This window comes from Mucilaginibacter sp. SJ (assembly GCF_028993635.1).
GTDB lineage: Bacteria > Bacteroidota > Bacteroidia > Sphingobacteriales > Sphingobacteriaceae > Mucilaginibacter.
Genome location: NZ_CP118631.1, coordinates 5,620,853 through 5,634,680, shown reverse-complemented (window position 1 = coordinate 5,634,680; position 13,828 = coordinate 5,620,853). Strand labels below are relative to the sequence as shown.

At 43.6% G+C, this 13,828-nt stretch carries 11 protein-coding genes and 1 tRNA gene; 7 read left to right on the top strand and 5 right to left on the bottom strand.

The annotated features are described in order from the left end of the window. Positions 1–19: 19 nt before the first annotated feature. Positions 20–3,661, bottom strand: coding sequence for a family 78 glycoside hydrolase catalytic domain (locus MusilaSJ_RS23485; RefSeq protein ID WP_274987198.1), 3,642 nt, complete (start codon positions 3,659–3,661; stop codon positions 20–22). A gap of 143 nt (positions 3,662–3,804) precedes the next feature. On the opposite strand from MusilaSJ_RS23485, the gene MusilaSJ_RS23480 reads away from it, so the two are divergent. Together MusilaSJ_RS23480 and MusilaSJ_RS23475 are read left to right on the top strand one after the other, a co-directional pair. After that, positions 3,805–4,254, top strand: a complete 450-nt coding sequence (locus MusilaSJ_RS23480) for a MarR family winged helix-turn-helix transcriptional regulator (RefSeq protein WP_274987197.1) — start codon at positions 3,805–3,807, stop codon at positions 4,252–4,254. Positions 4,255–4,297: 43 nt separating this feature from the next. After that, a complete protein-coding gene (locus tag MusilaSJ_RS23475; protein ID WP_274987196.1) occupies positions 4,298–5,224 on the top strand; it encodes a DUF6268 family outer membrane beta-barrel protein in 927 nt (308 codons plus the stop codon). Positions 5,225–5,309: 85 nt separating this feature from the next. On the opposite strand, the gene MusilaSJ_RS23470 is transcribed toward MusilaSJ_RS23475, so the two are convergent. Then, on the bottom strand, positions 5,310–6,428 hold the full coding sequence (locus MusilaSJ_RS23470; RefSeq protein WP_274987195.1) for a YncE family protein: 1,119 nt from the start codon (positions 6,426–6,428) through the stop codon (positions 5,310–5,312). A 262-nt stretch (positions 6,429–6,690) separates the two neighbouring features. Here MusilaSJ_RS23470 and MusilaSJ_RS23465 point away from each other — a divergent pair, with 262 nt between their 5' ends. Next, complete coding sequence (locus MusilaSJ_RS23465) at positions 6,691–7,077, top strand: VOC family protein (protein ID WP_274987194.1); 387 nt, start codon at positions 6,691–6,693, stop codon at positions 7,075–7,077. 45 nt (positions 7,078–7,122) lie between these two features. Continuing rightward, the gene (locus MusilaSJ_RS23460; RefSeq protein WP_274987193.1) at positions 7,123–7,365 is read left to right on the top strand and encodes a hypothetical protein; all 243 of its coding nucleotides are present in this window, start codon (positions 7,123–7,125) and stop codon (positions 7,363–7,365) included. 352 nt (positions 7,366–7,717) lie between these two features. Here MusilaSJ_RS23460 and MusilaSJ_RS23455 read toward each other — a convergent pair. After that, positions 7,718–7,790: transfer RNA gene (locus MusilaSJ_RS23455), tRNA-Gly, on the bottom strand. Positions 7,791–8,096: 306 nt separating this feature from the next. Between MusilaSJ_RS23455 and MusilaSJ_RS23450 the strand changes: the two genes are divergently transcribed. Beyond that, on the top strand, positions 8,097–10,202 hold the full coding sequence (locus MusilaSJ_RS23450; RefSeq protein ID WP_274987192.1) for an AAA family ATPase: 2,106 nt from the start codon (positions 8,097–8,099) through the stop codon (positions 10,200–10,202). Positions 10,203–10,211: 9 nt separating this feature from the next. Here the strand turns inward: MusilaSJ_RS23450 and MusilaSJ_RS23445 are convergent, their stop codons facing one another. Beyond that, positions 10,212–10,433: a DUF6965 family protein gene (locus tag MusilaSJ_RS23445; protein WP_112653808.1), complete on the bottom strand. Its 222-nt coding sequence runs from the start codon at positions 10,431–10,433 to the stop codon at positions 10,212–10,214. A gap of 49 nt (positions 10,434–10,482) precedes the next feature. Further along, positions 10,483–10,941 carry an SRPBCC family protein gene (locus tag MusilaSJ_RS23440; protein ID WP_274987191.1) on the bottom strand — a complete coding sequence of 153 codons (459 nt, stop codon included), beginning with the start codon at positions 10,939–10,941 and terminating at the stop codon, positions 10,483–10,485. Positions 10,942–11,159: 218 nt separating this feature from the next. On the opposite strand from MusilaSJ_RS23440, the gene MusilaSJ_RS23435 reads away from it, so the two are divergent. Together MusilaSJ_RS23435 and MusilaSJ_RS23430 are read left to right on the top strand one after the other, a co-directional pair. Beyond that, positions 11,160–12,644: a ligand-binding sensor domain-containing protein gene (locus tag MusilaSJ_RS23435; RefSeq protein WP_274987190.1), complete on the top strand. Its 1,485-nt coding sequence runs from the start codon at positions 11,160–11,162 to the stop codon at positions 12,642–12,644. Positions 12,645–12,984: 340 nt separating this feature from the next. Then, positions 12,985–13,785: an SDR family NAD(P)-dependent oxidoreductase gene (locus tag MusilaSJ_RS23430; protein ID WP_274987189.1), complete on the top strand. Its 801-nt coding sequence runs from the start codon at positions 12,985–12,987 to the stop codon at positions 13,783–13,785. Positions 13,786–13,828 lie beyond the last annotated feature (43 nt).

Genomic DNA, 13,828 nt, shown 5'->3' with positions numbered 1-13,828 from the left:
AAATTACTTCGACGCAGCGTTATAAGCTTGATTTAAACCGGTAAGCTCCCGGCATCAAACGATAAACTGCTTTGTTCCCTTCAAACCTGATAAAGATGACGCCCTTTGCACCTGCTACAGGCTTCCCGCCTTCAGTTATACCTTTAACAATAACTGCCGGAAGAAACAATGTAGCCGTAGTATTCGCCGGAACAGTTGCATCATAGGTTAATGTTTTACCGCTTACCGACCAGTTGCTGTTTATGCGCCCATAAGGCGAATCATAAAATCCTTTAGCCCAGGTCATCTTCCCGGTTGGGTCGGGCTCAGGCTGCAAAATAAATTTCTTAAAACCAGGTTCATCCCGCTGGATCCCGATAGAATAAGCAATCATCCATTGACCAATAGCGCCAAATGAATAGTGGTTAAAAGAATTCATGCTGTTATTTCCGCCAAAGCCATTTTCAACAGTATACCCGTTTAGCCTTTCCCAAATGGTTGTAGCTCCCTGATCAATGGCATACAGCCATGATGGGTAATGCTCATTCTGTAGCATTTTATAAGCAAGGTCCGAGTGCCCATGATCTGAAAGCGCTTTACTGATACCCCCTGTGCCTACAAACCCGGTCATGAGCGAATAAGCCGGGCGAACAATTCCCTGATCGTCCTTATTTTCGCGTTCAACGGTAGCCTCAAGGTTCTTTGCCATATAACTGATATTTTCGTTGCTAAATACGCCAAGTGCCAAACCTGTTGCATAGGCGGTTTGCGTATCCGAAACTTTAAACTCTTTTTTTCCAGGTTCGCCAAACATCCCGCCGCCGATGAGGCCTACCGCCTTTTTATCGGCGTTAACAAATGTTTTGTTGAAGAAGGCTTTTCGCTCTTCATATTTTTTCCTGAATTTCTCAGCATCATCTTTCTTTCCTAAAATAGCGGCCACCTTTGTCATAATGCCCAAATCATAAACATGATAGGCCGTAACCGGGAAAGCAGTGCCAAGCTGCATATATTGTGGCCCAAGCCAGTCGCCCAACACACCGTCCGTACTAAAACCGGTTTTAGGATCAATAGTTGAGTCGATGTAATCCATATACCTGCACATGGCATCATAATGTTCGGCAAGCAGTGATACATCATTATATTGCTGGTAAGTTTCCCAAGCCACGGTGATGCCTGCACTTCCCCAGATCACACCGCCAAATCCACCGCCAACGGGGGCTATATCGGTAAATCTTCCCTGCCCGGTTTGCAGATCACGCATGGCCAGCATGTGCCTGCGCAGAAATTGATCGGCATTGGATACATAAGTGGCAGTGCGCGAAAAGATACTGATATCGCCCGACCAGCCCATGCGTTCATTCCTTTGCGGACAATCTGTTGGTATGGTGAGGAAGTTATCGATATTTGACCAGGTGAGGTTCGACCATAGTTTGTTCACTTTCGGATTTGAAGTTGCATAATCGGCAGTTAATTTTTTGACAGAGCTGATTGCCAGGCCCTGCACATCACTAAGGGGCAGCGGGCTATCAATACCGGTAATTTCAATATACTGATATCCGTGCGAAGTAAAATGCGGTTGGATCACCTGGTCCCCATCTTTCATGACATAAATGTCCTGACTTAAAGCTGCGCGGTAATTTTCGGTCATGATCATGCCTACATTTTTACCAGACTCTTTCAGGTTGGGGTACATGATCTCAGCATAGCGCAGGGTTAGTTTTTTCCCCGCGATACCATTTTTGATGCGGATCTTAGGTACGCCCACAAAGTTTTGCCCCATGTCATAAACATAAACGCCTTTTCTAACTTCCTTCACTGCTTTTGCAGTAAGGGTTTTATAGATCCCTGCCGAAGTACCGATCTGCCCAATAAACGAAAGATGATCAAAATCAAGAGGAATCTTTTTTCCGAAGTAATCAACGTCATCACCTGTATATGTTGTGCCTTTTAATGGCACCTCCTCTACTTTTTGCCAGTCGTGGTCTTTGTAGCTTACCGTACTCCAATCTTTAACAGCAGCCTCACGGGTGGCATCATCAATCTCGCCCATATCCAGGCTGCTGTAAACAACAGGACCACGATTAAAGTATTTCCAGTTTTTGTCGTCAGTTTTGATCACTTCCTCCGAACCATCGGCATAAGTAATTACCAGTTTGGCCAATAAAGATTGCCTGTCGCCAAAATGGTTCCAAACGGAGCCATAGCTTAACAATCCGCTCCACCAGCCTTCACCAAGCATAGCCCCGATAGCATTTTTACCTTTCCCTATCATGTTGGTAACATCATAGGTTTGGTAAAGGTGGGTTTTGTTATACTGGGTTAGGCCGGGATTGTAATAGTCGTTGCCTACCCGTTTGCCGTTAAGATAGATTTCATAAATCCCCCTTGCCGTTACATAAAGCCTTGCCTTTGAAATACTTTTATCAGCATTAAAAACCGACCGCAGCATGGGCATAGCATTGTGACTGGGATCGGCAAGGATGAATGCCCCGGCACTTCCACCACTTACTTCATATTTTCCATTTTTTACAACCAAGCCGGAGGCAGGCGCAGCAGCGGCTTCTTTAAAAATTCCGCTGTAATTATTTTCTTCGGGTTTTTCATTGAATAAAGCATTGCGCGGCGACCTGATATTTGACACAGTAAGATCGGAAAATTCAGCTTTCTGGTTCTGATCTGCAGAAAAGCCTATTTCACCTAACATTCCATAAGATACAACATCTCCTCCCGCGCCAAGCGGGTTAAGCGTTATCACCGCTCCGCGGTTTGCCGGTAGGGGCCTGGCTACGGCTGTGCCGCTTTTTTCATCGGCAAGAAATGTTTTATCATTATCAACAGCAAATGTAAGCGTACCAAACTCATTATGGATCAGTATTGAGTGCTGTTTATTTTTGTTGCTGTTGCCAATCAGGTCGGTTTTTATTGGGAAGCTTTTAAATACTTTACCCAATGTATCTTTTTCTGAATACCCCGCTCTATACACATTGATCCGTGCATTGCCTCCCTGATCCAGACCTGAAATATCCAGCTCAACCTTAAAGTACGACTGGTTCTTTTTGTTGGCAAGCTGGAAAACGTTCCTGTTACTGTCCATTAACCTTGGATCATTAGCCGCAAAGATTATACTTGCCCTGGAACTGCCGGAAGCGATAGCCACTTTATATTTCAGGTTATATAGCGGCAGGTAATGCGCATACAGCACCAGGTCATTATCTCCTCCCCCTATCCATTGCGCGCCATCCCAGGCCGACATCCCAGTGTCCATAAGCCCTGTTTCGAACCAGGAACCCGCAGAAGAAACACCGCCGGTTTGATCCCATACGCTCACTGTCCAGTTATACCGTGTTGTAGCTTTAAGGGGCGGGCCTGCATAAACCACCGCTAAGGCTGTTCCGCTTTTTATCCTGGAGCTATTCCATATCACTTTTCCCTGTGCATCTTTTACGGTGATCTGATAAGCAACCTGGCTATAGCCTCTCGATCCTTCAGGGGCCAGCATCTGCCAGCTAAACCGGGGCAGTTTAACATCAATCCCAATAGGATGGTCAGTATATTCCACCTGCAGGTTCACTATGCGGGTTCGCTTTACGGCAGCGTATAGGTTAACTTGTGTAAATGAAAACAACAGTAATAAAATCAGGGCAGCCAGTTTGACTATAGAGGCAGGTTTTTTTATCATAATTTGGGTTTACAGTAAAATAATTGGTATAGCAATATGCTAATAAAATGATACTTAACTGTCCTTTACTTACCCCCTTTGATTATTTAAATTATTTTCAAAACAATTGGTTGATATATCAACCAATTGTTTACATTTGTATTATGGATAAGAATAATGGCAACCCTTTGCCACCTTATATGATCGCTCAGATTGGGGCGGCTTCAAATAGGTTACGCCGGGAATGTGATAAAGTTTTCCGCGACCAGGGTTTCCCCCTGGAATTGGATCAGCTGCAGGTCCTGCTAAGCCTTTATTACTCCGGCCCGGCATCTCAACAGGAAATCTGTTATGGTTTGCAACGGGATAAAGCATCGGTTAACAGAACCATATCCTTTTTGCTTAAAAACGATATGGTGAAGGTAGAACAGGACATCAGCGATAAACGAAAAACCCGTGTAGAGTTAACCGGCTATGGTCAAGAACTCTCCGTTCAGGCCGATGCTGTGCTTGAAAAATTTGATACAGCTTTGGCTGCAAAGTTTACCGAGGGAGAGAAAAAACAGTTCGACAACCTCATGAAAAAACTAATTTCAATAGTTACCCCCATGTAATCAACCTCATCTCCTATAAACTTTCTTAAACAAATTAACAGACATGAAAAAATGCTTTTTTCTTCTGACAGGACTTTTATTGCCTGTACTTTCCTACTGCCAAAGCCCGGATACCGCAAAACATAAAAAGTTTTTAACCACCTCCCCCTTCCTCGGCGGTGTTAACGTAACCGACATTGTTACCCCTGTTAAAGTAAACAACAACACCATAACCACGCAGCAGCCAATTGTAGATATTGGCGTTCCCGTTTATAAGGACTTTTCTTCTGTAAACTCAGTTTTGGTAAAAACCGGCGTCCGTTACCGGGGCTTGTTCCTGTCAAACGAGGAAAAAATCGGAGAAAATGCTTTTCATTCAGTCACCGTTCCCCTATTGCTCAATTATTCGCTTTCGCGCGCCAAAACAATTTCATTTATAGGTTTAGCCACTGCCGGTTCAGATTTTAAACGCGGCATTGAGGCCAACGATATCTTATACACACTTGGTGTACGTATCGGGTTCCGTTCAAGTAAATCTTTTAAATGGGGTGTAACACTGGTGTATACCCGTAACTATTCGGGGCAGTTTTTGTTACCCCTTCCTGATTTTGACTGGACTATTAATGATAACTGGAATTTTACCGCTGTTTTACCTTCAAGGGCATCCTTAAAACGCAGGCTTTCAAGCTCGCAGTCGTTAGGTGTAACTATGGCAATTGATGGAAGTATGTACCGCCTTAACACTAATGAGCAACCACAGTACCTGCATTTACGCCAAAACAGCGCAGGGCTTCTCTATGACTTCACATTAGGCAGAAGGTGGAAATTCACCGCGGTGGCCGGCCACACCTTTATGCAGAGGCTGGAAACATTCAATATGGATCAGAAAGTGCCGTTTGAAGGGTTCGCGAAACTTAATGACCGTGTAGCGAATATCTCCTATAAGCAAAATTCATTCATATTTCAGGGCGGGCTTAGTTACCAGTTTTGACAGGACAGTTATGATTTAACTCCTTTCTCAGTTCAAAGGTTTCCTGGAAAATCAGGAGACCTTTGGAAGATTCCGGTCCACAATACTAACGCCTAACCGCCCACGCCAAACCATCAGCGCCACGAACCTCGATATGCCCGGTCACCTCTAATTTATTGAGATCGATCACCGCCACATAATTATCGCCGGTACAGCCGATAAATGCACGCGATCCATCGTCATCAACCAGGATACCAGCGGCACCATGGCCTGTATTTATACGTTTCAACTCCAGATGTGACACTGCATCAAAAATAAACAGATCGCCAGTGCGGAGGCTCGTAATCAGAACACGTTTACCATCCGGCGTGAACTTAAGCCGGTTGGCACCCGCCACCTTTGCATCAATTGTAGAAGTTACCTTTTTGGCAACGATATCGATGATTGAAATATTGCCGTCATCAGCACCTGCAGTCCATAATTCATGGCCATCGGGCGATACGTCAAAACCCTCGGAGCCTTTAGCCACCGGGATAACGGTCTGTACCCAGTCATGACGTGCCGGAGGCGCGAACCCGGGCGGAGTTGCCGCACCAGCAGGAGGAGCTCCGCCGCCCGGAGGCCCCATTGGCTTCATCAGGCTGTCCTCCAAAATACTTACAGTAGCCGATGAAACATTTGTGGTGAACACCTTTTTCTCATCGTTGGTTACATAGATCATGTGCGTTCTGTTCTGGCCCGTTCCCATGGCCAAGTCAAACTTACCGGTAGCAGGGTCGTAACGGCCAACAGCTTTAGCACCCTCCGCAGAGAACCATACTTTTCCCCCGGCAAATGTTAGCCCGTGCGGCCCTATTAGCGGTTTAGTATCTATAGCGGGCATGGCTTTTTGTGCCACGAGATCAACCACACTTAATTCGTGCAGACTTCCGCCGCCGTAGATGGAAACATAAGCTGTCTTTCCATCGGCAGAGGCTATAACTTCATGAGGATCGGAACCTACCGGAGCAATCGCGATAACCTTCAGCGTAACAGGGTCGATGATTGACAGGGTATGATCACTTTTGGAAAGCGCGAGCAATGACCGCTTAGGCGTGGTCTGGGCTTGGGCTTGGCATTTGTTTGCAGCTAAAACTATTGGGAGCCACAAAAAGCTCAAGCTGAGCAATTTGATCCGACTTAATATTAAAGCTTTAAAGCCTGAGGTACATGCGACTTTTTTCATACGGTTTACAGTTAGAGAAACAGGTTATAATCGTTTTAATATAAAACCGAAGCCGATCATCAAAAACGACCCTTCTTAAAACAAATATACTGAACACTCACTCAGCTTCCTCTGCCAATAACTGATAAATCGACGTTAGCCAGCGGGTTACCGATCAGGAGTTATTTTTAACGGACCAACAGTCATAAAATTGAAGTTCTTTTTATTGTCAATCCGCTGTCTGCTTCATATATTTATATCTGCAGTCTTGTAAAATCACCTTATGAATCAGCCACATGTAGCCGGCATTGCTCCATTCTTCATTGTACGCAATGTCACAACGGCAATATCCTTTTATCGGGAGAAACTCGGCTTTGATACCGTTTTCCAGGAGCCGGATCACGATCCGTTTTTTGCTATTGTGCAGCGGGGTGGGGCAATGATCTTCCTGAAATCTGTAAACGGGGACCCGCTTCCGAACTACAAGCAAGCCCCGGACGCCCGGTGGGACGCCTATGTTAGTGTACCTGACCCGGATACGCTCGCCTCAGAGTTTATATTGCGCGGTGTTAATTTCACTATACCGCTACAAAATACTCCTGATGGCTTGCGCGGCTTTGAATTGGAAGACGTTGATGGTTATATTTTATTTTTCGGTCATCCCCGTTGATAGAGATAGTTACTAAACAGGTATACTTTTTGCAAAAGGTATAGCATGGATCAAAATTATTTACTGAACTCCGTAGATGGGGTCGACGTTATCTTAATTCCCGGTTCAGGCAGCAGCGTCTGCGTTTTCGAACCGGAAACACAAACCAGTCCGGGTTCGTCCCAATCATTGCGGGCCACAATACTGGATAAAGAACTGGCTTTTCAGCCCACAGGCAATAATATTATTTCAGAAGATGAGCTATTAAAAGTTATCCGCTGGTACAGCTACCGCAAAACTTTTTCCTGAAATAACACGGGAGTTTTTACAGGTAAACTAACTTTTATACCCGCCTATAGGCTTAATTAGCGTATATAAACTTTCCCGAACCGGGGAAGAATTAACCCTGTCATAGCGCTGCCTTGCCCAGCCACTATTAATCTATCTTTATTGTATTGATATTGTTACAGATAGGCTTTTATTAAAATGATCTCAACCCAATTGGAAGCAGTAAAAACGCCGCTGTTGCTTTGGGTTAATTTATCGACTAATTTGAGCATTTCAAATTTCTGCCTGATCTCCAATTATTCCTCCGCCGGAGTGGTTGAATGGATAATATAGAGGTATAAAAAAGCCTCTCCCTGAACAGGAAAGGCTTGAGAGCGAAAGACGAGATTCGAACTCGCGACCCCGACCTTGGCAAGGTCGTGCTCTACCAACTGAGCTACTTTCGCGTTGGTGGCCGCAAATATATAACTTCCACCAGGTGCTGGCAAAATATTTTTTGAAATTTCGAACGTTAAATTTAACACACTTTTAATCAATTGTTTACACCAGGCGCCAGACCTGTTATAGTTTGCAATTGATGTCTGTTTAAGAAACAGGCACTTAAAAGAAGGCAAAAAAAGCACTTAATTTATCCGCTTGGGTCTATTTAAAGTTGTTTTCTGATATGTTGACAAACAGTTTCCCGCACTATCGCGCCTAATTATTAAATTTGAAGATAATTCCTGATCCGGGAAGCGATAATATAACAGTGTATGGTGTTGGAGCCTTTTCATGAACTCGTCCTTAAATTTATTGAAAATACTAACAGGCCGATATTTTTAACAGGTAAGGCAGGTACCGGTAAAACCACTTTTCTTCGCTGGATCAGAGCAAACGTTACCAAAAACCTGGCAGTTGTAGCCCCTACCGCCGTGGCAGCTATTAATGCAGGCGGGGTAACTATTCATTCTTTTTTTCAGGTGCCTTTTGGGCCGCAGGTACCTGTAACCGATCATAACAACCAAAACACCCTGCTCAGACAGGTCAGCCTCGAAAAGTCAAACATATTAAAATGCCTCGATCTGCTCATTATTGATGAGATCAGTATGGTACGGGCCGATACCCTCGATTATATTGATACCGTATTACGCCAGGTTAAAGGATCGACGCGGCCTTTTGGCGGTGTACAGTTATTGATGATAGGCGATTTGTTTCAGCTCCCCCCGGTTTATGAAAAAGACTGGCCGGTACTCAGAAACTTTTACAAAGGGCCTTATTTTTTTGATAGTCTCGCATTTCAAAAATTCCCGGTGTTAACTTTTGAGCTTACACAGGTTTACCGCCAAAAAGACCCGGTGTTTGTGGAAATATTGAATAGCATCAGGAATGGCTATGCAGACAGCGAAATGCTTGACAAACTGAATGCGCATTATAACCCTAACCTGAATGCCAACTGGCTTAAAGATTATGTAACCCTATCAACCCATAACCAATTGGTTAACGAAATTAACCAGCAGCGCTTAATGGAGCTTGATGGTGAAGCCCACACTTTTAAAGCCACCGTAACCGGCGATTTTCCCAAAGATGCCTACCCGGCCGAAGATGAGCTTGTTTTGAAAGTTGGCGCACAGGTGATGTTCATTAAAAATGACAGCTCGGGTAAAAAGCAATATTATAATGGCCGCACGGGGCGTATCATGGCTATGGGCCCCGGCAACATCCGTTTAACCTTTCTTGATGATGGCTCTGAGTTTGAAGTAATCCCCGAAACCTGGCAAAATGTAAAATACGCCCTGGCCGAAGATGAGCAAAAGGTAAATGAACAGAACAATGGTTCGTTTAGTCAATATCCATTAAGGCTGGCCTGGGCAATCACCATCCATAAAAGCCAGGGGCTTACCTTTGAGAAAGCAGTTATTGATGTTGACGCCGCCTTTGCTTTCGGGCAGGCTTATGTTGCGCTAAGTCGTTGCCGTTCGCTTGAGGGCATGATCCTGAAATCGCCTGTACGCCCCGAAAATATCCGTACCGATCCGGAAATCATCGGCTTTATGCAAAATGCGGCCATCTCCATGCCTGATGAACAATTGCTTGAAAGCACTATTCGACAAATAGCGCTGGAAGAAATGAAAGACATCTTTGATTTTTCGATGCTTACAGGTGCGTGGAAACAGCTTAAAACCATCATGCTTGCCGGCGGAGTTAAAAACAGCCAATTATCCGAAAACATCGATAAAACTGATCAAAACTGGGAAGCTGAAATTAAAACTATTGGAGACCGTTTTATCAGGAAGGAACTGGGCACTTTACCTGATGACCAATTTATCTGGAACAACACGCCATTTATAGGCAGACTAAAAAATGCCGCCAATTATTTTCTGCCTAAATTAAATGTTTTTACAGAAGCCATTAACGGTTTTTATATTGCCATCAATAATACTAATCCACCTGCCGAGTTTTACGACAGCTTAAATCACTTATTAGTTAACCTGAAGGCAAAAACGGCAGCATTTGTACGCCTGCCCATTGCCACATCGGGCAGGGATGTTTTATCATCGGTACAGGAGGCCGGGATAAGTTACAAACCGGTATATAAAAACTGGAACCCTAAAGCGTTGCCAAAGGAGAAGGAAATTGTTAATCCCGAATTATACAAGCAATTACTTAATTGGCGTAAAGAAACCAGCCTCGAACGTAAAATCCCCGAACATACGCTGGTGTCTGAAAACATGCTACGCGATATCACTGCTAAGCTACCACGGTCATTAAACCAGCTTTCGCAGTTAAAAAGTTTTGGTGATGCAAAAGCAACAGACCTGGGCGAACCCATTTTAAAAATGATCAGGAGTTATTTAGGCGAAAACGACTTATTTTCCTAAACAGAACATCTAAAACCTTGGAATTTCCGGGCCGTTATATGGATTTTCGAGGGCATTCTTGATCCTCATTAACTGGTATTGGTGACGCCAATTATCAGGATAGTTTTTCATGTTTTTCAATAATTGCTTAACAAAATCGGCAACATGGAGCTGAGTTGTAGCGCGGTCAAGCCTTAATTCCTGGGGTAACGTAACATTACTAAAGTATTCACTCAATTCTTCGTAGCTCATGGTGCAAAAGTAAAAGATTTTAGTGTATCTGTGCTAAAAACAACTGCTGTTACTTTCCTTGCGGGAATTTATCTTCCACCAAATTTAAATGGATCCCGTACTCCAGCCAGGCTTTCAATCCATCTAATACCGTTGTGAAACCTCCTGTAGAATCTTTGATAGCAGCAATTAATTCATCTCCCGTTTGATTGAACCCATAATTCTGAATCTCTACATAGGTAGCATCCACGCCCATAGGTTTAAAATTAAAATCAACAGTTGTAGCAGGCGATCCCCATTCAACGGTGATCAATTCGTTTTCTTTAATAACTATCGGAACCACTACCGATGATACACCATACATTTCCCATGACCAGATAACTTGTTTTCCGGTTTCCAGTTTACCTGTTGATTGTGTAAACCAAAATTGCGTGGTAACATACGGATCAATAAAAGCGTTAAACACTTCAGCAACAGGCTTGCGAATCAGCATTTGCGCTTCGGCGCTCTTTGATTTTTCAACTTTCATGTTAATTAAATATTAAAGGACCTAAAATGTAATAAATCCGTGCTCCAGGATAATTGGTTTTAAAATAACATTTATCATATTTTAAATGTTTTATAGCAGGCAAGTCAAATGCAAAAGGCTTCATATTATCCTCATTTAGGATTTGTATCTTTGTTTAACATTATTTAACTATCATTCGCTTGGAGTTTCGGGTTTGCTTTCTTTTATTTATAAGCGTAATGCTGGCATTGTTATCCCCAACTAAAATCCGCAGAGTTTTATTTATCTGCCTGTTTATCTTTATTTTACCATCGGCCCTGTTTGCACAAAATCTTTTTTTGCAAAAGGTTGAGATGTGCAATATCACCAATTATTGCATGGACTGCGGCGATCCAAAGGCCAGTTGCGACCAGCTTGCCATTGATTTTGTTTCTGCGAGGATCAATAACCGTTATCTGCTAAAAGAAGCTACCGGTTCCATAACGTTCCAGGTTTTGGTGGATGAGCGGGGTTTTAGCTGTGTGCTTAGCCATAACGATGCAAGCAAAAGCGCCCTCACTAACGAGTTGATCACCTATCTGAACGGTTGCATCTGGAAGCCGGCCAAGGTAGATGGCAAACCGGTAGCCTCATCTGTAAATGTGATCTTTCGCTTTATAAGCGGCGGCGTTTACGGCCAGGTACAAAGGATGGATCTTGCCGAAATGAAACCGCCCGGCGACCCAACCATTTACAATAAAACCGTTACCTACGCCAATCCATCATTAAAAAACTACGACTTTACGGTATGGACAAAATATAACTCGCCCCTGGTTGATAACATCGGCAAATCAGCCGCTATGGATCAGTCGGATCTGTTATGGTATGCTACTGAAAAAGGGATGACCCGCTTTGAGGGAACAACGTTTATCCCGGTTAATGAATATAATTCGCCATTCCCGTCAGATGCCAACATAAAGGAAGTAACCATCGACAGGGATAATAACAAATGGGTTTATTACGATAATAAAATATTTATGTACGGCAGCGGCGGCTGGCAGCTGTTTGATTTTAAGCAGTTTTTGGCAGGCGGGGTTAACCAGGTGCTGAACAGCCGCAATGGCGAATTACTTTTCACCACCCAAAACGGTCTTGTTGTAAAAAGGAAAGATAAAGTAGTAGTGATAAACAAAAAATCGATGCCTGAAATGCCCTCGAGCAATGTGCTTTTTGCTTATGTAGATAGTCAGAAACGGCTTTGGATAGGTACGTCAAAAGGCACCATCATGATTGATAAAAGCGTTATCACCTCGTTTAACAGCCTTAACAACACTCCGCTGAAAAATGCCAGTATTTCGGGCGCGGTAGAGGATGAAAAAGGAAATGTTTACTTCTCACTGGTTGATTGTAATAAACAAACTGATGAAAATGATAGTGATAAAGAAGGTATAGCCGTACTAAAGTTTAATGGTAACTGGCTGCATTATAATGATAAAAACTCGGGCATGCCTGCTAACCATGTTAATACCATGTTGTATGATAAGTTTGAGCATGTTTTGTGGCTGGGTACAGACGAATCGGGCATCGCCCGGTTTGACTTGAATAATGGTTGGGAAAATTACCACAACAACAATTCGCCGCTGCCAGGTTTTACTATTTACCAGATAGTTCAGGATTCAAAAGGCGTTATTTACGCCACTACTGCCAATGGCTTGTTAAGGATCAGGAAAAAGGCAGGGGCTTAAGATTAAGCAACTGCATATTATCAAAATGGCCTGAAGCTTATAAAAATAAACGTTTACATTTGTTTGCTGGTTGACATCGGACTCCCTTTGACGGATGTTAGTATGACAAGTAATCAAACACCATTTAGCCTGATCAAGCAAAGAATATAGCTCAATAGCCTCTATTCGGTCTTAAATTTACCTGATAAGTTCATACGCATTTACTTTGGTATTTACCCTCGTCTGTCCCAAACCCTTCCAGTAATTGTCATCTTTACTCCTTCTCTCGAACATCATTTACACCTATGTTTGTTATATAGCTCGGTATCTTATAAGACTATTTTTAAATAAAACTACCATCATGATACTCCAAAATAAAAACGCGGTAATTTACGGTGCAGGCGGTTCATTAGGCGGTGCTGTTTCAAAGGCACTGGCGGCCGCCGGGGCACACGTATTTTTAACCGGGCCTAATCCCGGGTCAATTAAAAAAATAGCCGGTGAAATTATTGCTTCAGGGGGCCTTGCTGACACAGCAATTGTAGATGCATTTGATGAAAAAGCAATTGATCAGCATTTACAGCAAATGGTAAGCAGAGCAGGAACAGTTGATATTTCATTTAACGCCGTTGGAGTTGATGTGGTGCAGAATGTACCGCTTACCGAAATATCGGCCGAAGATTTTGTAAAGCCGATTACTCTTACGATGCAAACCCGCTTCATGACGGCCATTGCAGCTGTCAAGGTGATGATGAAACAAAAATCGGGCGTAATTTTATCGCTTACAGCTACGCCGGGAGGTATCGGCTATCCTCATACAGGTGGCTTTGGTCCGGCTTGCAGCGGTGTTGAAAGCTTTTCGCGCACACTGGCATCCGAACTGGGTGTTTACGGCATCCGCGTGGTTAATATCCGATCGGGAGGCTCGCCCGATTCGCGCGTGTTTAAAAATGCCATTGACACCATGCCCGATGTTATGGATCCTATCCTTAAAAAAATGGAAGCTGATACCATGCTCAAAAAATTACCCTTAATGGCCGATATTGCCAATACCGCGGTTTTCCTGGCATCAGATCTGGCTGGCCAGATTACAGGCGTTACTATTGACGTAACCGGAGGCACAACTGCAGCATTGAATTACAAGGTAAACAGGCTTGATTGAAAAATTGAAGATAAAGAAGGATACCACCCAAAAAAACAATGCT